Genomic DNA, 19,306 nt, shown 5'->3' on the forward strand with positions numbered 1-19,306 from the left:
CCGTTCCCCGCACAGCATGCAGTCCGCCCCGTGGGACGGCGTGTCGGGGTGCGGCACCGCCCGGCTAGGCTGGCCCGGTGCGCCCTCCTGCCGGACGGGCGTGAAGCCGACAGCCGTCGCATCCCCGGGAGATCATCCATGGCCTCGTTGCCGACCCCTACCGCCGACAGCCGCAGCCGGGCCGCCGCCCTCCGCGAGGCGCTCGCCACCCGAGTGGTGGTGGCCGACGGTGCCATGGGCACCATGCTCCAGGCCCAGGACCCCACCCTCGAGGACTTCCAGGACCTCGAAGGCTGCAACGAGATCCTCAACGTCACGCGCCCCGACATCGTCCGCTCGGTCCACCGGGAGTACTTCGCGGTCGGCGTGGACTGCGTCGAGACCAACACCTTCGGCGCGAACCTCGCCGCGCTCGGCGAGTACGGCATCCCCGAGCGGGTGTACGAGCTCTCCGAGGCCGGCGCCCGGATCGCCCGCGAGGTCGCCGACGAGTTCACCCTCTCCACCGGGCAGCAGCGCTGGGTGCTCGGCTCCATGGGCCCCGGCACCAAGCTCCCGACCCTCGGCCACACCACCTACGACAAGCTCCGCGACGCCTACCAGCGCAACGCCGAGGGCATGATCGCGGGAGGCGCCGACGCGCTCCTGGTGGAGACCACCCAGGACCTGCTCCAGACCAAGGCCTCGATCGTCGGAGCCCGCCGCGCCCTCGCCGCCACCGGCGCCGACCTGCCGCTCATCTGCTCCGTGACCGTCGAGACCACCGGCACCATGCTGCTCGGCTCCGAGATCGGCGCCGCGCTCACCGCGCTGGAGCCGCTCGGCATCGACATGATCGGGCTGAACTGCGCCACCGGCCCCGCCGAGATGAGCGAGCACCTGCGCTACCTGGCCCGCCACTCCCGCATCCCGCTCTCCTGCATGCCCAACGCCGGCCTGCCCGTCCTCGGCAAGGACGGCGCCCACTACCCCCTGTCGCCGGGCGAACTGGCCGACGCCCAGGAGACCTTCGTCCGCGAGTACGGCATCTCGCTGGCCGGCGGCTGCTGCGGCACCACCCCCGAGCACCTGCGCCAGGTCGTCGAGCGGGTCCGCGGCCTCGCCCCCACCGCCCGCGAACCCCGCCCCGAGCCCGGCGCCGCCTCGCTCTACCAGACGGTCCCGTTCCGCCAGGACACCTCCTACCTCGCGATCGGCGAGCGCACCAACGCGAACGGGTCCAAGAAGTTCCGCGACGCGATGCTCGAAGCCCGCTGGGACGACTGCGTGGAGATGGCGCGCGAGCAGATCCGCGAGGGCGCCCACATGCTCGACCTCTGCGTCGACTACGTCGGACGCGACGGCGCCGCCGACATGGCCGAACTGGCCGGCCGCTTCGCCACCGCCTCCACGCTGCCGATCGTCCTCGACTCCACCGAACTGCCGGTGCTGCGGGCCGGACTGGAGAAGCTCGGCGGCCGTGCGGTCCTGAACTCGGTCAACTACGAGGACGGCGACGGCCCCGAATCCCGCTTCGCCCAGGTCAGCGCACTGGCCGCCGAGCACGGCGCGGCCCTGATCGCCCTGACCATCGACGAGGAGGGCCAGGCGCGCACCGTCGAGCACAAGGTCGCCATCGCCGAGCGGCTCATCGAAGACCTCACCACCAACTGGGGCATCCACGAGTCGGACATCCTCATCGACTGCCTCACCTTCACCATCTGCACCGGCCAGGAGGAGTCCCGCAAGGACGGCATCGCCACCATCGGCGCCATCCGCGAGCTCAAGAAGCGCCACCCCGACGTGCAGACCACTCTCGGCCTGTCCAACATCTCCTTCGGCCTCAACCCGGCCGCCCGCGTGGTGCTGAACTCCGTCTTCCTCGACGAGTGCGTCAAGGCCGGCCTGGACTCCGCGATCGTGCACGCCTCCAAGATCCTGCCGATCGCCCGGCTGGAGGAGGAGCAGGTCAAGGTCGCCCTCGACCTCATCCACGACCGCCGCTCCGAGGGCTACGACCCGCTGCAGAGGCTCATGGAGCTGTTCGAGGGCGTCTCCACCAAGTCGATGAAGGCCGGCAAGGCCGAGGAACTCCTCGCCCTCCCGCTGGACGAGCGCCTCCAGCGCCGCATCATCGACGGCGAGCGCAACGGCCTGGAGGCCGACCTCGACGAGGCACTCCTGACCCGGCCCGCCCTGGACATCGTCAACGACACCCTGCTGGAAGGGATGAAGGTCGTCGGCGAGCTCTTCGGCTCCGGCCAGATGCAGCTCCCCTTCGTGCTCCAGTCCGCCGAGGTCATGAAGACCGCGGTGGCCCACCTGGAGCCGCACATGGAGAAGTCCGACGACGAGGGCAAGGGCACCATCGTGCTCGCCACCGTCCGCGGCGACGTCCACGACATCGGCAAGAACCTCGTCGACATCATCCTGTCCAACAACGGCTACACCGTCGTCAACCTCGGCATCAAGCAGCCCGTCTCCGCGATCCTGGAGGCGGCCGAGGAACACCGCGCCGACGTCATCGGCATGTCCGGCCTGCTGGTGAAGTCCACCGTGATCATGAAGGAGAACCTGGAGGAGCTGAACCAGCGCAAGCTGGCCGCCGACTTCCCGGTGATCCTCGGCGGAGCCGCCCTCACCCGCGCCTACGTCGAGCAGGACCTGCACGAGATCTACGAGGGCGAGGTCCGCTACGCCCGCGACGCCTTCGAGGGCCTGCGGCTGATGGACGCGCTGATCTCCGTGAAGCGCGGCGTCCCCGGCGCCAAGCTCCCCGAGCTCAAGCAGCGCCGGGTTCCCAAGCGGGAGACCGCCGTCCTGGAGGTGGACGAGCCGGAGACGGGCGTCCGCTCCGACGTCGCCGTCGACAACCCGGTCCCCGAACCGCCGTTCTGGGGCACCCGCGTCGTCAAGGGCATCCAGCTCAAGGAGTACGCGTCCTGGCTGGACGAGGGCGCCCTCTTCAAGGGCCAGTGGGGCCTGAAGCAGGCCCGCACCGGCGACGGCCCGACGTACGAGGAACTGGTCGAGACCGAGGGCCGGCCCCGGCTGCGCGGCTGGCTCGACAAGCTGCACACCGAGAACCTGCTGGAAGCCGCCGTCGTGCACGGCTACTTCCCCTGCGTCTCCAAGGGCGACGACCTGATCCTGCTCCACGAGGACGGCTCGGAGCGCACCCGCTTCACCTTCCCGCGCCAGCGCCGCGGCCGCCGCCTCTGCCTCGCCGACTTCTTCCGCCCGGAGGACTCGGGCGAGAGGGACGTCGTCGGCCTCCAGGTCGTCACCGTCGGCTCCCGGATCGGCGAGGCCACCGCCGAACTGTTCGCCTCCGACTCCTACCGCGACTACCTGGAGCTGCACGGCCTGTCCGTCCAGCTCGCCGAGGCGCTCGCCGAGTACTGGCACGCCCGGGTCCGCAGCGAACTCGGCTTCGCCGGCGAGGACCCCTCGGACGTCGAGGACATGTTCGCGCTGAAGTACCGGGGCGCCCGCTTCTCGCTCGGCTACGGCGCCTGCCCGGACCTGGAGGACCGCGCGAAGATCGCCGAGCTGCTGCAGCCGGAGCGGATCGGCGTGAAGCTCTCCGAGGAGTTCCAGCTCCACCCCGAGCAGTCCACCGACGCCATCATCATCCACCACCCCGAAGCGAAGTACTTCAACGCCCGGTAACCGGTTCTCCCACGCGCGGTGACCCCCGGTTCGGCGCGCGTTCGCCGGACGAGTCGTAGACTGGTCGGTCCAGTGCAGGCCGGTCGCCCCTCCCACCGGGAGGGCGGCCGGCCTTCTCGTCCCTCATGGAGGTGTGCCGGATGACCAGTACGGTCCCCGTGTCCCAGACCCGCACGGCGGAAGACGCGACGCTGCAAGCCGTCTTCCTCGACATGGACGGCACCCTGGTGGACACGGAGGGCTTCTGGTGGGACACCGAGGTGGAAGTCTTCGCCGACCTCGGCCACCGGCTGAAGGAATCCTGGCGCGAGGTGGTCGTGGGCGGACCCATGACCCGCAGCGCGGGCTACCTCATCGAGGTGACCGGCGCCGACGTCTCCCTCGACGAACTGACGGTGCTGCTCAACGACCGCTTCGAGAAGCGCATCGGCCGCGGGGTGCCGCTGATGCCCGGCGCGCAGCGCCTGCTGGCCGAGCTCGGGGCGCACGACGTGCCGACCGCCCTCGTCTCCGCCTCGCACCGCAGAATCATCGACCGGGTCCTCGACTCGGTCGGCCGGCACCACTTCACCCTCACCGTCGCCGGTGACGAGGTCGCCCGCACCAAGCCGCACCCGGAGCCCTACCTCGCCGCCGCCGCCGGCGTGGGCGCGGACCCGTGGCGCTGCGCGGTCGTCGAGGACACCGCCACCGGCGTCGCCTCCGCCGAAGCGGCCGGCTGCCGGGTGGTGGCCGTGCCCTCGGTCGCCCCCATCCTGCCCGCGCCCGGCCGGGCCGTGGTCGGCTCCCTCGAAGAGATCGACCTGCCCTTCCTGCGCAACCTCGTCACCCGCCCCGTCTGACCCGCGCCCGCCCATGTGCGCACACCGGCCGAAGAGGCTCACGCATTCCCCACGTATTTCTCCGCCGTTTCCCCACATGAAGGAAGCCGCGGGAATGGCGTAGGCCATCGGAATGCGTGAGCCTTCTCACCCGTAAAGAGCCGACCGGCCGGACGGCGAAACGCATGCGGGCGACCCGAGTGTCCCGATTCATCAATACTCGGGAGGTAATTTCCCGCCCCTCGGGAGCATTTCCGGTCACGCGCCGTGATCCCCCGGAAACGCACCCGCCGGGCCGCGCGTCGTGAAAGGGGATCACGAGCCGCTTACCCTCGATTTCTCACACGCCGGGACGAGGGAGACACGACCAGATGCACCGCAAGACCCTGGTGCCGACCACGGTGGCCGCACTGCTCGCCGCCGCGCCGGCGGGCTGCGGAACCCCGCAGGACGCGGCCGACGGCGCGGCCACCGTGGTCGTCGGCACCACCGACCACGTCGCCGCCACCAAAGACGCCCCCGCCCCCCTCGACCCGGCGGTCGCCTACGAGGCCGGGGTCTGGAACGTACTGCGGCAGACCCAGCAGACCCTGCTGCACATCCCGCGCGGCGGCGGCGAACCGGTGCCCGAAGCGGCCTCGGGCTGCCGCTTCACCGACCACCAGAACGAGAGCTACCGCTGCACCCTGCGCACGGGGCTCACCTTCTCCGACGGCACCCCGCTCACCCCCGAGGACGTCGCGTACTCCCTCCGGCGCGTCCTCGCCGTGAAGTCACCGGCCGGCCCCGCCGCCCTCCTCGACAACATCGACACGATCGAGACCAGGGGCGAGCACGAGATCGTCTTCCACCTCCGCGCCCCCGACGCCACCTTCCCGTACAAGCTGGCCACCCCGGCCGCGGGCATCGTCCCCAGGGACAGCTACCCGGCCGCCTCCGTGCGCGAAGGCCTCCAGGTCGACGGCTCGGGGCCGTACACGATGAAGGCCGAGGCGCGGGGCGGCGAGGTCAGCAGAATCGTCTTCACCCGCAACCCCCGGTACAAGGGCGACCTGGAGGTCCGCAACGAGAAGGTCGCACTCGACTTCTTCCGCGACGCCCGGCAGATGGGCGCCGCGCTCGACGACGAGAAGATCGACGTCATGGGCCGCACCCTCTCGCCCGAGCAGTCCGAGAAGCTGACCGAGCAGCCGGAGGAAGGTGTCGAACTGACCGAGATCCCCGGACTCGCCATCAGCTACCTCGCCTTCGACACCGACGACCCCGCGGTGAAGAACAAGGCCGTCCGGCAGGCCGTCGCCCAGCTCGTCGACCGCGACGACATCTCCGCCGAGGTCTACGGCTCGACGACCGAACCGCTGTACTCGCTCATTCCGTCCGGCATCACCGGCCACACCAACGCGTTCTTCAACACCTACGGCGAACCCAGCGTCACCAAGGCCGCGGACATTCTGCGTTCCGCCGGGATATCCACCCCGGTCCGCTTCACCCTGCACTACGCCAAAGACCATTACGGGGCCGCCACCGCAACCGAATTCAAGGCCCTGGCAAAGCAGTTGAACGATTCCGGACTGTTCGACGTCACCGCCCGGGGAACCGACTGGTCCACCTACCGCCCCGCCCAGATGCGCGGCGAATACGCCGTCTACGGCATGGGATGGTTCCCCGACTATCCCGACCCGGACAATTACACGACGCCGTTCCTCGACGCCGGCAATTTCCTCAACTCCCCCTACACGTCCACCGAGACCCGCACGGTGCTGCTCCCGCAGACCCGGCGCGAGGCGGACCGCTCCGCCACCACCGCCGCCTTCGGCCGCATCCAGCAGATCGTCGCCACCGACGTCCCCGTCCTCCCGATCTGGCAGGGCAAGAGCTACCTGGCCGCCCGCGACGGCGTCACCGGCGTCGAATGGGCCTTCACCGCCTCCGCCGACCTCCGCCTCTGGGAACTCGGCGCCGCCCCGCGGTGACCCGCCCCCGGCCGGACGGCACCGGCCCCTACGACGCCGTGCCGCCCGGCCGCACCAGCCCGCTCTCGTACGCGTAGACCGCCGCCTGCACCCGGTCGCGCAGACTCAGCTTCGTCAGCACATGCCCCACATGCGTCTTCACCGTCGTCTCGCTGACGAACAGATCCGCCGCGATCTCCGCGTTCGACAGCCCGCGCGCCACCAGCTTCAGCACCTCCACCTCCCGGTCCGTCAGCGTGTGCAGCACGTTCGGCGCGGGCTCCTCGCCCGACGGGAGATGGTCCGCGTACTTGTCCAGCAGCCGGCGCGTGATGCTGGGCGCCAGCATCGCCTCACCTGCCGCCACCACCCGGATCGCCTGCACCAGCTCGTCGGCCGGAGCGTCCTTCAGCAGGAAACCGCTCGCCCCGGCCCGCAGCGCCTCCACCACGTACTCGTCGAGATCGAACGTCGTCAGCACCAGCACCTTCGCCGGACCGTCCCGGCCGGGTCCGGTGATCTGCCGGGTCGCCTCCACACCGTCCATCCGCGGCATCCGGATGTCCATCAGCACCACGTCCGGCTGCAGCGCCCGCACCTGGTCGATCGCCTGCAGACCGTCACCGGCCTCGCCGACCACCACCAGATCGCCCTCCGCCTCCAGAATCATCCGGAAGCCCGTGCGCAACAGCGGCTGATCATCGACCAGCAGGACACGGATAGCCACGAAACCTCCTCAAGGGCCCCCCAGGGCCGCCGTCCGGCCCGAGTCGACCGGCACCGGGCCCATTGTGCCCGCCCCACCGTCCCCCGCCCCGGCCGGGCGCACCGGCAGCGGATACACCGGGGGAGTCCCACCGAATTCCGGACACAGCGCCCGGTGGTCGCACCACCCGCACAGCTTCGTCGGCCGGGGCCGCCACTCACCCGTCTCCGTCGCCCGCGAGATCGCCTCCCACAACGCGTGCAGCTTCCGCTCCACCCGCTCCAGATCCGCCACCACCGGGTCGTACGTGATCACATCGCCACTGCCCAGATAGACCAATTGCAGACGGCGCGGCACCACGCCCTTCAGCCGCCACACCACCAGCGCGTAGAACGTCATCTGGAACCGCGCACCCTCGGCGTACTCCGGCCGCGGCGCCTTCCCCGTCTTGTAGTCGACGATCCGCACCTCACCCGTGGGCGCCACGTCGACCCGGTCGATCACCCCGCGCAACCGCAGCCCCGACGCCAGCTCCGTCTCCACCATCAGCTCACGCTCGGCCGGCTCCAGCCGCGTCGGATCCTCCAGCGAGAACCACCTCTCCACCAGCCGCTCCGCCTCACCGAGCCAGCGCGACAACCGCTCGCCCTCCGCGTCGTCCGCGAACAGCTCCGTCAGCTCCGGCCTCGACTCCAGCAACCGGTCCCACTGCCCGGGCACCAGCGACCGCGCGTGCGGCGCGGTCCGCTCGACGGCAGGCCGGTCGAACAGACGCTCCAGCACCGCATGGACCAGCGTGCCGCGGGTAGCGGCCTCACTGGGCTTCTCGGGCAGCCTGTCGATCACCCGGAAGCGGTACAGCAAGGGACACTGCATGAAGTCACTCGCCCTCGACGGCGACAGTGACGACGGAGGCCGCGGCGGCCGGGGTACGGAGGTCATGCCCACGACCCTACGGCCCCCCACCGACAACGAGCCGCATACCATCGACGGCAGAGCCCCCCGCACTGCATGATCGTGCCGAAGACGCCCCCCGACCGAAGGGAACCCGTGGACGACAGCGGCGACAACGGGCGCCCGCAGCCCGGCCCCGGCGGACCCGACCCCGCCACGGGAGCGGACAAGGACAAGCGCCCCCGCCCGCCCGGACCCGGCGGCGGCCTGCTGATGGGCCGCCCCTTCGGGGTGCCCGTCTACGTGGCCCCCAGCTGGTTCGTCGTCGCCGCCCTCATCACCTGGGTCTTCGGCGGCCAGCTCGACCGCGTCCTGCCCGACCTCGGCGGCACCCGCTACCTCGTCGCCCTCTTCTTCGCGGTCGCCTTCTACGCCTCCGTCCTCGTCCACGAACTCGCCCACACCGTCGTCGCCCTGCGCTACCGCCTCCCGGTCCGCCGCATCCAGCTCCAGTTCTTCGGCGGCGTCTCCGAGATCGAGAAGGAGACCGAGACCCCCGGCCGCGAATTCGTCCTCGCCTTCGTCGGCCCCCTGCTCTCCCTCGTCCTCGGCGGCGTCTTCTACCTCGCCCTGCAACTCGTCGAAGCCGGCACCGTCCCCGGCGTCCTGCTCGCCGGCCTCATGATCTCCAACCTCATCGTCGCCGCCTTCAACCTGCTCCCCGGCCTCCCCCTCGACGGCGGCCGGATGCTGCGCGCCGTCGTCTGGAAGATCACCGGCAAACCGATGAGCGGCACCGTCGCCGCCGCCTGGGTCGGCCGCGCCCTCGCCGTCGCCGTCCTCGTCGGACTCCCGCTGCTCACCCACACCGGCAGCTCCGCCGAGGGCATCAGCGGCTTCGAGACCGTCACCGACGCCCTGCTCGCCGCGATCCTCGCCGGCATCATCTGGACCGGCGCCGGCAACAGCCTGCGCATGGCCCGCCTGCGCGAACACCTCCCCGACCTCAGGGCCCGCGTCCTCACCCGGCGCGCGGTCCCCGTCGAATCCGCCACCCCCCTCTCCGAGGCCCTCCGCCGCGCCAACGAGGCCGGCGCCCGCGCCCTCGTCGTCGTCGACGGACAGGGCGCACCCAAGGCCCTCGTCCGCGAGACCGCCATCGTCGGCGTCCCCGAACACCGCCGCCCCTGGGTCGCCGTCGGCGGCCTCGCCCAGGACATCACCGACGGCATGCGCGTCTCCGCCGAACTGGCCGGCGAAGAACTCCTCGACCGCCTCCGCGCCACCCCCGCCACCGAGTACCTGGTCGTCGAGGACACCGGCGAGATCTACGGCGTCCTGTCCACGGCCGACGTCGAACGGGCATTCGTCGCCGCCATGGCCCGCCCCGGCACCTGACCCCGGGCCCGCGCAAGCCCTCCACCGGGCCGGACGTCCGCAAAACCCCGGTACCCTGGCCACATGTCTGAACCGACCGGTGCCGCCCGCCGACGCGGGCCCTTCAAGGTCGGGGACCAGGTCCAGCTCACCGATCCCAAGGGACGCCACCACACCTTCACGCTCGAAGCCGGAAAGAACTTCCACACCCACAAGGGTTCTTTCCAGCACGACGAGCTGATCGGTGCCCCCGAGGGAAGTGTTGTCCGTACCACGGGAAACGTCGCCTACCTCGCGCTGCGCCCCCTGCTCCCCGACTACGTCCTCTCCATGCCCCGCGGCGCCGCCGTGGTCTACCCCAAGGACGCGGGGCAGATCCTGGCCTTCGCCGACATCTTCCCCGGCGCCCGCGTCGTGGAGGCCGGGGTCGGCTCCGGTGCGCTGTCCACGTTCCTGCTGCGGGCCATCGGCGAACAGGGCATGCTCCACTCCTACGAGCGCCGCGAGGACTTCGCCGAGATCGCCAAGGGCAACGTCGAACGCTACTTCGGCAGCCCCCACCCCGCGTGGGAGCTCACCGTCGGCGACCTCCAGGACAACCTCTCCGACACCGACGTCGACCGCGTCGTACTGGACATGCTCGCCCCCTGGGAATGCCTGGAAGCCGTCTCCAAGGCCCTCGTCCCCGGCGGCATCCTCTGCGCCTACGTCGCCACCACCACCCAGCTCTCCCGCACGGTGGAGTCGATCCGCGAGATCGGCTGCTTCGCCGAGCCGCAGCCCTGGGAATCGATGATCCGCAACTGGCACGTCGAAGGCCTCGCCGTCCGCCCGGACCACCGGATGATCGGCCACACCGGCTTCCTCGTCACCGCCCGCCGCCTCGCCGACGGCGTCGAGCCCCCGGCACGCCGCCGCCGCCCCTCCAAGGGCGCGTACGGCGACGACTACACCGGCCCCGGCTCGAAGAGCGGCGCCAAGACGGCCGCCGACAGCGCTCCCGCCGACACCGCCCGGGAAGAGACCGGCTCCACCGAACTCGGCTGAGCCGCGCCACGACCCGACGACGCCGTCCCGCCCCCGACCGACCGGGGACGAGGCGGCGTCGTCGCGTCCCACGGCCCGCCCGCGGCCTCCTCGGCCCCGCATGACAAGATCACCGACGACGGCCCCGGGGAAATCCCCGGCACCCCGCCGTTCCGCGGCCGTGTGAGGTGTGGCACGATGCTGGCCACCCCCGCCCGCCCCCCGGGCCGGTACCGGTACCCAGCTCCCCGGAAACATCAGGAGACAGACCGCGTGCAGCACTCCGCTCTCCCGGACCTCGCGCACACCGACTCCAGGGCGGTGCACTGGCTCGCCACCGCCGCGGCCATGGCCGCCGTCGTCGCGCTGGCGGGCCTCCTCCAGCCCGGCAGCGCCACCGCGACCGCGACCCCGGCCCCGGGTGCCGCCGCGGCCCCCCGCCCGGCCGTGAGCGGCCCCGCACCGGCCGCCCCCGACCCCGCAGCGGCCGACTTCCCGCTCGCCTGCGGCCCCGTCGGCCACACCGTCGCCGACCACGTCGCCGGCGACCTCGACGGCGACGGCGCCCCCGAGACCGTCGCCCTGGTCCACTGCGACGCCGGCTCCGGCACCCCGCCCGGCGGCGTCTACGTCCTGACGGGGAGCGGGACCGCGCCGAGGGTCGTGGCGACCCTGGTCGACCCCGCCCGGAAGATGACCGTGACCGGCCTAGCCGTCCAGGACGGCGTCGTCTCGGCGACCCTGCTCGGCTACTCCTCGCTGGACGTGCCGCGCTGCTGCCCCGACCTCACCGAGGCCTCCGACTGGCGGTGGAGCAACGGCGCCTTCGTCCGGTCCACCCGGTCCGACGCCGGCACCACGGCACCTGCCGCCTGAGACACGCGCCGCCCCGACATCCGCCCGCCCGGCCGGAATCACGCCTTCCGGCCGGAGAGCACGACGTCCCGGCCGCGGAACCCGCGGCCGGGACGTCGTGGAACGACAGCGTCCGCCTCAGTCCGCGTCCGGCCCGTAGACCTCCACGGTGTCCGAGACCCGCCGCACATGGATGCAGTCGCCCGGACACTCCTTCGCCGAATCGACCACGTCCTGGAGCAGCGGCAGCGGCACGGGCGTCGTCGCCCCCTTGTCCTGGAGAAGCTCGTCGTCCGCGCTCTTGACGTACGCCAGACCGTCGATGTCCAGCTCGAAGACCTCCGGCGCGTACTGCACACAGATGCCGTCGCCCGTGCAGAGGTCCTGGTCGATCCAGACCTCCAGATCCTCGGTGTCGCTCGCGCCCGGCGCGTCCTGCTGCACGGTCATGTGTCCTGCCGATCCCTGCGTATCTGAATCAATTGGAGCCAGCCCTGACGGGTGTTGAACGCTTCGACGATACAACCGGCTGCTTTCCCTCGCCCAAGGGTGGGTATTCCCCTGACACGAGGGGGAGGACAAGGGGGAAGATCGGACACGCCCCGCAGTCTTTGTGATCTAGGGGTTTCAATCACCACCCACGCAGGTAGGGTCAGGAAGCGTCCAGCTCCCCTTGGAGGAGGTGAGGACCGTGGCAGCCCACGACGACGACATCAACCGCGGCACCCGGCCCGCGCGAGGGTCGGAAGACCCAGCCGGCCAGGTCGCCTATCTCGAGCAGGAAATCGCCGTCCTGCGACGTAAGCTCGCCGACTCCCCGCGCCATTCGAGACTTCTCGAAGAGCGGGTCGTCGAGCTGCAGACCAATCTGGCAGGCGTGTCCGCCCAGAACGAGCGGCTCGCCAACACGCTCCGCGAGGCCCGCGACCAGATCGTGGCCCTCAAGGAAGAAGTCGACAGGCTCGCACAGCCGCCCGCCGGCTTCGGGGTCTTCCTGCAGTCCAACGAGGACGGCACCTGCGACATCTTCACCGGGGGCCGCAAGCTCCGGGTGAACGTCAGCCCCAGCGTGGAAACCGACGACCTCCGGCGAGGCCAGGAGGTCATGCTCAACGAAGCGCTCAACGTGGTCGAGGCCATGGAATTCGAGCGGGCCGGGGACATCGTCACCCTCAAGGAGATCCTCGAGGACGGCGAACGCGCCCTGGTCGTCGGGCACACCGACGAGGAACGGGTGGTGCGGCTCGCCGAGCCGCTGCTCGACATCACCATCCGCCCCGGCGACGCCCTCCTGCTCGAACCCAGGTCCGGCTACGTCTACGAAGTGGTGCCCAAGAGCGAGGTCGAGGAACTCGTCCTCGAAGAGGTGCCGGACATCGACTACGAGAAGATCGGCGGCCTCGGCGACCAGATCGAACTGATCCGGGACGCGGTCGAGCTTCCGTACCTGCACCCCGACCTCTTCAAGGAGCACGAACTCCGGCCCCCGAAGGGCATCCTGCTCTACGGCCCGCCCGGCTGCGGCAAGACGCTCATCGCCAAGGCCGTCGCCAACTCCCTGGCCAAGAAGGTCGCCGAGGTCACCGGCCAGCCCGCGGGGAAGAGCTACTTCCTCAACATCAAGGGCCCCGAACTCCTCAACAAGTACGTCGGCGAGACCGAGCGGCACATCCGCCTCGTCTTCCAGCGTGCGAGGGAGAAGGCGAGCGAGGGCACCCCCGTCATCGTCTTCTTCGACGAGATGGAATCCCTCTTCCGCACCCGCGGCAGCGGCGTCAGCTCGGACGTGGAGAACACCATCGTCCCCCAGCTGCTCGCCGAGATCGACGGTGTGGAAGGCCTGGAGAACGTCATCGTCATCGGCGCCTCCAACCGCGAGGACATGATCGACCCCGCCATCCTGCGGCCCGGACGACTCGACGTGAAGATCAAGATCGAGCGCCCGGACGCGGAAGCGGCCAAGGACATCTTCGCCAAGTACCTGACCCCGTCGCTCCCGCTGCACGCGGACGATCTGGGCGAGCACGCCGGCTCCAGCGAAGCCGCCGCGCATGCCATGATCCAGTCCGTCGTGGAACGGATGTACACGGAATCCGAGGAGAACCGCTTCCTCGAGGTCACGTACGCCAACGGCGACAAGGAAGTCCTGTACTTCAAGGACTTCAACTCCGGCGCGATGATCCAGAACATCGTCGACCGGGCCAAGAAGATGGCCATCAAGGCCTTCCTCGAAGAGAAGCAGAAGGGAATTCGCGTCTCCCACCTCCTCCAGGCGTGCGTGGACGAGTTCAAGGAGAACGAGGACCTGCCGAACACCACCAACCCGGACGACTGGGCCAGGATCTCCGGCAAGAAGGGCGAGCGGATCGTCTTCATCCGCACGCTCGTCACCGGAAAGCAAGGCGCGGACACCGGGCGGTCCATCGACACGGTGGCCAACACCGGGCAGTACCTGTAAAGCGAGGACCGGCTGCGGACGCCCGGACCGGGCGTCCGCAGCCGCCTTTTTCCCCGCCCACGCGGATACACCCGAACAATGACGTAATTGATCTCCCCACCGGCGCAGAGGCGCTCTAGGCTCTGACGTACCGCCGAGCCGCACCGTGCGGGGACGGGCGACCGCGCACGCAACCCGGACAACCAGCGGTACGTGAGCGTCGCCTCCGGAGGGAGACGACGCCGGGCAAGGAGGGCCGCATGACCGTACGGCGAGTAATGGGCATCGAGACCGAGTACGGGATCTCCGTTCCCGGCCACCCCAGCGCCAATGCCATGCTCACCTCGTCCCAGATCGTCAACGCCTACGCGGCGGCGATGCACCGGGCTCGCCGGGCCCGCTGGGACTTCGAGGAGGAGAACCCCCTCAGGGACGCGCGAGGCTTCGACCTCGCCCGCGAGACCGCGGACTCCAGCCAGCTCACCGACGAGGACATCGGGCTGGCCAACGTCATCCTGACCAACGGCGCCCGGCTCTACGTCGACCACGCCCACCCCGAGTACAGCTCGCCCGAGATCACCAACCCGCTGGACGCGGTGCTCTGGGACAAGGCGGGCGAACGCGTGATGGCCGAGGCGGCCGAGCGGGCCGCCGCGATCCCCGGCGCGCAGCCGATCCACCTCTACAAGAACAACACCGACAACAAGGGCGCGTCCTACGGCACGCACGAGAACTACCTGATGAAGCGGGAGACCCCCTTCTCGGACATCGTGCGCCACCTCACCCCGTTCTTCGTCAGCCGCCAGGTCGTCACCGGCGCCGGCCGGGTCGGCATCGGCCAGGACGGCAGCGAGCACGGCTTCCAGATCAGCCAGCGCGCCGACTACTTCGAGGTCGAGGTGGGGCTGGAGACCACCCTCAAGCGCCCCATCATCAACACCCGCGACGAGCCCCACTCCGACGCCGAGAAGTACCGCCGCCTCCACGTGATCATCGGGGACGCCAACCTCTCCGAGATCTCCACCTACCTCAAGCTCGGCACCACCGCGCTGGTGCTGTCGATGATCGAGGACGGCTTCATCAACGTCGACCTCGCCGTCGACCAGCCGGTGCGCACCCTCCACCAGGTCTCGCACGACCCCTCCCTCCAGCGGCTGATCACACTGCGCAGCGGCCGGAAGCTCACCGCGGTACAGCTCCAGATGGAGTACTTCGAGCTGGGCCGCAAGTACGTCGAGGAGCGCTACGGCGCCGACGCCGACGACCAGACCAAGGACGTGCTGGCGCGCTGGGAGGACACGCTCAACCGGCTGGAGAACGACCCCATGAGCCTCGCCGGCGAGCTGGACTGGATCGCCAAGAAGGAGCTCATGGAGGGCTACCGCCGCCGGGACGGCCTGGGCTGGGACGCCCCGCGGCTGCACCTGGTGGACCTCCAGTACGCCGACGTGCGGCCCGACAAGGGGCTGTACAACCGGCTGGCGGCCCGGGGCAGGATCAAGCGGCTGCTGGACGAGGCGGACGTCGAGCGGGCCCGTACCAGCCCGCCGGAGGACACCCGGGCCTATTTCCGGGGCCGGTGCCTGGAGCAGTACGCCGACGACGTGGCCGCGGCCTCCTGGGACTCGGTGATCTTCGACCTGCCGGACCGTGACTCTCTGCAACGTGTGCCGACCATGGAACCGCTGCGCGGGACACGCGCCCATGTGAAGGAGCTGCTCGACCGCTGCCGCACGGCGGAAGAGCTGGTCCGGGTGCTCTCCGGCGGCTGAAAGGCACGTGGGAGGGGAATGATCGGGACAGGGCCCGGACGTTGTCACAACTGCCGGGCCGATGTCGGACCCCGTGGGTAGGGTCTGATCAAGTGCTTCGAATGCTTCGAACCGAGCGGGGTGAGCTAGATGGCGACCAAGGACACCGGCGGCGGACAGCAGAAGGCGACGCGTTCCACCGAGGAAACCGAGGAGCAGACGCAGGAGGCGCAGGGCTCCGAGGACCTCAAGGAGCGCCAGGAGAAGCTCAGCGACGACGTCGACTCCGTCCTGGACGAAATCGACGATGTCCTCGAGGAGAACGCTGAGGACTTCGTTCGAAGTTTCGTACAAAAAGGCGGACAGTAAGGTCACGTGTCCGAATTGAGCGGAGAGAAGTGGTGCTCCGGTTGCAAGAGGGATCTGCCACTTCCCTCCTTCGCATCGGACAGGAACCGTCGCGACGGCCTGCAACCGAGGTGCCGGGAGTGCGTGGCCGCCTACGGCGCCGCGCACTACCGGCGCCGCCGGGAGGCTCAGGGCAAGTCGGTGAGGCGCGCGGACGTCCCGGCCGGACACAAGGAGTGCCGGACGTGCGGCGAGGTGAAACCGCACAGCGAATGGCACCGCAACTCGACCGCCACCGACGGTCTGGCGACGCGCTGCAAGGCGTGCAAGGCGATTCAGGGGCGGGCAGGTCATCTGAAGCGCCAGTACGGCATGACCGAGGCCCAACGCGACGCCATGATCGCGTCACAGTTCGGCGTCTGCACGATCTGCCTAGCCGCTCCCGCCATTCATGTGGATCACTGTCACACGACCGGTAGGGTCCGAGGCGTACTGTGCTTCAACTGTAATTCGGCCATCGGCAAGTTGGGGGATGATCCTGACTCGTTGCGCAGGGCCATCGCTTACCTGGAGGGAAACGCGTGGAAGCCAACACTCGTAGCACCGGGCGTCTACCAGCTGCCTTCCTGACGCCGGGGTCGTCCTCGTTCATGGACTTCCTGTCGGACCAGGCGCCCGGGATGCTGCCGGGCAATCGCAGCCTGCCGCCCCTGAAGGGGGCCGTCGAGGCGCCGCACGGCACCACCATCGTGGCCGCCTCCTTCCCCGGCGGCGTCGTGCTCGCCGGCGACCGGCGGGCCACCATGGGCAACATGATCGCCCAGCGCGACATCGAGAAGGTCTTCCCGGCCGACGAGTACTCCGCGGTGGGCATCGCGGGCACCGCCGGACTCGCGGTGGAGATGGTCAAGCTGTTCCAGCTCGAACTGGAGCACTTCGAGAAGGTCGAGGGCGCCCAGCTTTCCCTTGAGGGCAAGGCCAACCGCCTCTCCACCATGATCCGGGGCAACCTGGCCATGGCGATGCAGGGCCTCGCCGTCGTCCCGCTGTTCGCCGGGTACGACGTCGACCGGGGCAAGGGCCGCATCTTCTCCTACGACGTCACCGGCGGCCGGTCCGAGGAACACGGGTACGCCGCCACCGGTTCCGGCTCCGTCTTCGCGCGGGGCTCGATGAAGAAGCTGTACCGCCAGGACCTGACGGAGCAGCAGGCACTCACCCTGGTCGTGCAGGCGCTCTACGACGCGGCGGACGACGACTCCGCGACGGGCGGGCCCGACGTGGCGCGCCGCATCTACCCGATCGTCACGGTCATCACCGAGGAGGGCTTCCGGCGGCTGACCGACGGCGAGTCCGCCGAGGTGGCGCGCGCGATCCTGGAGCGCCGTCTGGACGAGCCCGACGGCCCGCGCGCCGCGCTGCTCTGACTCTCCATCCCTCCCGTGGCTTTCCCGATGCACTCGTCACTGACAGAAAGGGACGGATAGCCGGTGTCGACGCCGTTCTATGTCTCACCCCAGCAAGCCATGGCCGACCGGGCGGAGTACGCCCGCAAGGGCATCGCCCGCGGTCGCAGCCTGGTCGTGCTGCAGTACGCCGACGGCATTGTGTTCGTCGGCGAGAACCCGTCCCGTGCGCTGCACAAGTTCAGCGAGATCTACGACCGGATCGGCTTCGCGGCCGCCGGCAAGTACAACGAGTACGAGAACCTCCGGATCGGCGGTGTGCGCTACGCCGACCTGCGGGGTTACACCTACGACCGTGAGGACGTGACGGCCCGCGGTCTGGCCAACGTCTACGCGCAGACGCTCGGCACGATCTTCTCCAGCGCCGGGGAGAAGCCGTACGAGGTGGAGCTGGTGGTCGCGGAGGTCGGCGTCGAGCCGGACGGCGACCAGATCTACCGGCTGCCGCACGACGGTTCGATCGTGGACGAGCACGGCTCGGTCGCGGTCGGCGGCAACGCCGAGCAGATCAGCGGGTTCCTGGACCAGCGGCACCGGGACGGGATGACGCTCGCGGAGGCGTTGAAGCTGGCCGTGCAGGCGCTGTCGCGGGACACCAACGGCACCGAGCGGGACATCCCCGCCGATCGGCTGGAGGTGGCCGTGCTGGACCGTACGCGGCCCCAGCAGCGGAAGTTCAAGCGGATCGTGGGCCGGCAGCTCGCCCGGCTGCTGGAGGCGGAGGCGGGTGCCGCCACTCCGACGGACGCGCCGTCGGACGCGGACGACGCGGAGCAGACCCCCGGTACGTCGGCCGCCCCGGAGGCCACGGGCGAGGAGCCCACGGAGAAGTAGCCCGGTCCGCCCCCGACGCCCCGTCGGCCGCCTCGCGGCGCCCGGCGGGGCGTCGGTGTGTCCGGGGCGGGGCGGGGTTCAGGCGGGGGGAGCGGTGGAGCCGCGTACGACGAGGCGGACCGGGAGCCGGTGGTGGGGGGTGGGCCGGCCCTCCAGGACGGTCAGGAGGGCCGCCATGCCGCGTTCGCCCACCTGTTCGGCGGGCAGGGTCACCGTGGTGAGTTCGGGCTCGACGGCGGTGGCGAGGGCGAGGTCGTCGAAGCCGGTCACGGAGACGTCGTCCGGCACCCGCAGTCCGAGGCGGCGGACCGCCTTGCAGGCTCCGGCCGCGAGGACGTCGTCGTCGCAGACGATCGCGGTGGGTCGCGGTCCGGGGGCGGCCAGGGCGGCTTCGGCGGCGTGCAGTCCGGCGCGTACGTCGAGGGCGGCGGTGGCGGTCCGCAAGGTCGTCCCGGTCCCTCGCAGGGCCTCGTGGAGGGCGCGGGCGCGCACGCCGAAGGTCCAGGTGTCCACGGCGGAGGCGAGGTGCAGGACGTGGCGGTGGCCGAGGGCGAGCAGGTGTTCGGTCACCTGGCGCATGCCGTCGGCGATGTCGAGGTTGACGTGGGCGGCGGCGCCGGGCTCGGCGGGGTCGCTGTCGAGCATCACGAGCGGGAGGTCCGTGCCGTGCAGCGCGCCGAGCGCCTCGGTGGCCATCGAGGAGGCGATGACGCCGTCGAGCGCGGCGCGTGCCGACGCGAAGGGGTCCTTCGCGGGACCGGTGCCGTCGGGGGAGGGGTAGAGGACCACGCCGAAGTCGTGCTCGGCGGCGACGCCCGCGGCGCCGGCGTACACGCGGGCGAAGAACTCGTTGGTGAGGGCGGGGACGACCAGGAGGGCGGTGCGGGTGCGGCCGAGGCGGAGGGAGCGGGCGGCGAGATTGGGCCGGTAGCCGAGGGCGCGGGCGCTCTCCCTGACCCGTTCGGCGGTGGTCTGCGAGACGCGTCCGGGCGCCTTGCCGCCGAGGACGAGCGAGACGGTGGCCTGGGAGACCCCGGCGGCGCGGGCCACGTCCCGGCTGGTGGGGCGCGCCGGGGCGGGCTGGTGCGCGCTGGTCACGGGGGGCCTCCGGGGCGGGTGGGTGCGGCTGGAAGGGGGTGGTCGGGGCCGGGCGCGGTGGACCGGGGCTTGTGGTCATGGTACGTATGG

16 protein-coding genes are annotated in these 19,306 nt (G+C 70.6%); 12 read left to right on the plus strand and 4 right to left on the minus strand.

The genetic code is table 11. The features are described from left to right. Positions 1 to 138 precede the first annotated feature (138 nt). The 3 genes from metH to Q0994_RS22040 all read left to right on the plus strand — a co-directional run bounded on the left by metH (position 139) and on the right by Q0994_RS22040 (position 6,445). On the plus strand, positions 139 to 3,651 hold the full coding sequence (gene metH, locus Q0994_RS22030; protein ID WP_299537665.1) for a methionine synthase: 3,513 nt from the start codon (positions 139 to 141) through the stop codon (positions 3,649 to 3,651). Positions 3,652 to 3,791: 140 nt separating this feature from the next. Continuing rightward, on the plus strand, positions 3,792 to 4,493 hold the full coding sequence (locus Q0994_RS22035; protein WP_299537666.1) for an HAD family phosphatase: 702 nt from the start codon (positions 3,792 to 3,794) through the stop codon (positions 4,491 to 4,493). 350 nt (positions 4,494 to 4,843) lie between these two features. Beyond that, entirely contained in the window at positions 4,844 to 6,445 is a 1,602-nt protein-coding gene (locus Q0994_RS22040) for an ABC transporter substrate-binding protein (protein ID WP_299537668.1), read from the plus strand. Between the two features lie 28 nt (positions 6,446 to 6,473). On the opposite strand, the gene Q0994_RS22045 is transcribed toward Q0994_RS22040, so the two are convergent. Both Q0994_RS22045 and Q0994_RS22050 read right to left on the minus strand, forming a co-directional pair. Further along, entirely contained in the window at positions 6,474 to 7,151 is a 678-nt protein-coding gene (locus Q0994_RS22045; protein ID WP_299537669.1) for a response regulator transcription factor, read from the minus strand. A gap of 9 nt (positions 7,152 to 7,160) precedes the next feature. Beyond that, a complete protein-coding gene (locus Q0994_RS22050; protein ID WP_299537670.1) occupies positions 7,161 to 8,072 on the minus strand; it encodes a PD-(D/E)XK nuclease family protein in 912 nt (303 codons plus the stop codon). Between the two features lie 108 nt (positions 8,073 to 8,180). On the opposite strand from Q0994_RS22050, the gene Q0994_RS22055 reads away from it, so the two are divergent. The 3 genes from Q0994_RS22055 to Q0994_RS22065 all read left to right on the plus strand — a co-directional run bounded on the left by Q0994_RS22055 (position 8,181) and on the right by Q0994_RS22065 (position 11,303). Continuing rightward, a complete protein-coding gene (locus Q0994_RS22055) occupies positions 8,181 to 9,422 on the plus strand; it encodes a site-2 protease family protein (protein WP_299537671.1) in 1,242 nt (413 codons plus the stop codon). A 63-nt stretch (positions 9,423 to 9,485) separates the two neighbouring features. Then, positions 9,486 to 10,448, plus strand: a complete 963-nt coding sequence (locus Q0994_RS22060; RefSeq protein ID WP_299537672.1) for a tRNA (adenine-N1)-methyltransferase — start codon at positions 9,486 to 9,488, stop codon at positions 10,446 to 10,448. A 252-nt stretch (positions 10,449 to 10,700) separates the two neighbouring features. Further along, a complete protein-coding gene (locus Q0994_RS22065; protein WP_299537674.1) occupies positions 10,701 to 11,303 on the plus strand; it encodes a hypothetical protein in 603 nt (200 codons plus the stop codon). Positions 11,304 to 11,420: 117 nt separating this feature from the next. Here the strand turns inward: Q0994_RS22065 and Q0994_RS22070 are convergent, their stop codons facing one another. Beyond that, positions 11,421 to 11,732 (minus strand): ferredoxin, encoded by a 312-nt coding sequence (locus tag Q0994_RS22070; RefSeq protein ID WP_299537675.1) that lies wholly within the window; start codon positions 11,730 to 11,732, stop codon positions 11,421 to 11,423. A gap of 241 nt (positions 11,733 to 11,973) precedes the next feature. Here Q0994_RS22070 and arc point away from each other — a divergent pair, with 241 nt between their 5' ends. The 6 genes from arc to prcA all read left to right on the plus strand — a co-directional run bounded on the left by arc (position 11,974) and on the right by prcA (position 18,118). Further along, on the plus strand, positions 11,974 to 13,740 hold the full coding sequence (gene arc / locus Q0994_RS22075) for a proteasome ATPase (protein WP_299537677.1): 1,767 nt from the start codon (positions 11,974 to 11,976) through the stop codon (positions 13,738 to 13,740). Positions 13,741 to 13,979: 239 nt separating this feature from the next. Then, complete coding sequence (gene dop, locus Q0994_RS22080; protein ID WP_299537678.1) at positions 13,980 to 15,491, plus strand: depupylase/deamidase Dop; 1,512 nt, start codon at positions 13,980 to 13,982, stop codon at positions 15,489 to 15,491. Between the two features lie 129 nt (positions 15,492 to 15,620). Continuing rightward, positions 15,621 to 15,839, plus strand: a complete 219-nt coding sequence (locus tag Q0994_RS22085; protein WP_055555575.1) for a ubiquitin-like protein Pup — start codon at positions 15,621 to 15,623, stop codon at positions 15,837 to 15,839. A gap of 6 nt (positions 15,840 to 15,845) precedes the next feature. After that, positions 15,846 to 16,448: an endonuclease VII domain-containing protein gene (locus Q0994_RS22090; RefSeq protein ID WP_299537681.1), complete on the plus strand. Its 603-nt coding sequence runs from the start codon at positions 15,846 to 15,848 to the stop codon at positions 16,446 to 16,448. Next, positions 16,400 to 17,245, plus strand: coding sequence for a proteasome subunit beta (prcB, locus tag Q0994_RS22095; protein WP_299537683.1), 846 nt, complete (start codon positions 16,400 to 16,402; stop codon positions 17,243 to 17,245). The genes Q0994_RS22090 and prcB overlap by 49 nt, the downstream gene beginning before the upstream one ends. Before the next feature lie 63 nt (positions 17,246 to 17,308). Beyond that, positions 17,309 to 18,118: a proteasome subunit alpha gene (gene prcA, locus Q0994_RS22100; RefSeq protein ID WP_299537685.1), complete on the plus strand. Its 810-nt coding sequence runs from the start codon at positions 17,309 to 17,311 to the stop codon at positions 18,116 to 18,118. 78 nt (positions 18,119 to 18,196) lie between these two features. On the opposite strand, the gene Q0994_RS22105 is transcribed toward prcA, so the two are convergent. After that, positions 18,197 to 19,216 carry a LacI family DNA-binding transcriptional regulator gene (locus Q0994_RS22105; protein WP_299537686.1) on the minus strand — a complete coding sequence of 340 codons (1,020 nt, stop codon included), beginning with the start codon at positions 19,214 to 19,216 and terminating at the stop codon, positions 18,197 to 18,199. Positions 19,217 to 19,306 lie beyond the last annotated feature (90 nt).

It is taken from the genome of uncultured Streptomyces sp., assembly GCF_947488945.1.
Taxonomy (GTDB): domain Bacteria; phylum Actinomycetota; class Actinomycetes; order Streptomycetales; family Streptomycetaceae; genus Streptomyces.

Bases quoted from the DNA above. Each gene is read 5' to 3' on its own strand.
- metH (WP_299537665.1), top strand. From the start codon at position 139: ATGGCCTCGTTGCCGACCCCTACCGCCGACAGCCGCAGCCGGGCCGCC.
- Q0994_RS22035 (WP_299537666.1), top strand. From the start codon at position 3,792: ATGACCAGTACGGTCCCCGTGTCCCAGACCCGCACGGCGGAAGACGCG.
- Q0994_RS22040 (WP_299537668.1), top strand. From the start codon at position 4,844: ATGCACCGCAAGACCCTGGTGCCGACCACGGTGGCCGCACTGCTCGCC.
- Q0994_RS22050 (WP_299537670.1), bottom strand. From the start codon at position 8,072: ATGACCTCCGTACCCCGGCCGCCGCGGCCTCCGTCGTCACTGTCGCCG.
- Q0994_RS22060 (WP_299537672.1), top strand. From the start codon at position 9,486: ATGTCTGAACCGACCGGTGCCGCCCGCCGACGCGGGCCCTTCAAGGTC.
- Q0994_RS22070 (WP_299537675.1), bottom strand. From the start codon at position 11,732: ATGACCGTGCAGCAGGACGCGCCGGGCGCGAGCGACACCGAGGATCTG.
- dop (WP_299537678.1), top strand. From the start codon at position 13,980: ATGACCGTACGGCGAGTAATGGGCATCGAGACCGAGTACGGGATCTCC.
- Q0994_RS22085 (WP_055555575.1), top strand. From the start codon at position 15,621: ATGGCGACCAAGGACACCGGCGGCGGACAGCAGAAGGCGACGCGTTCC.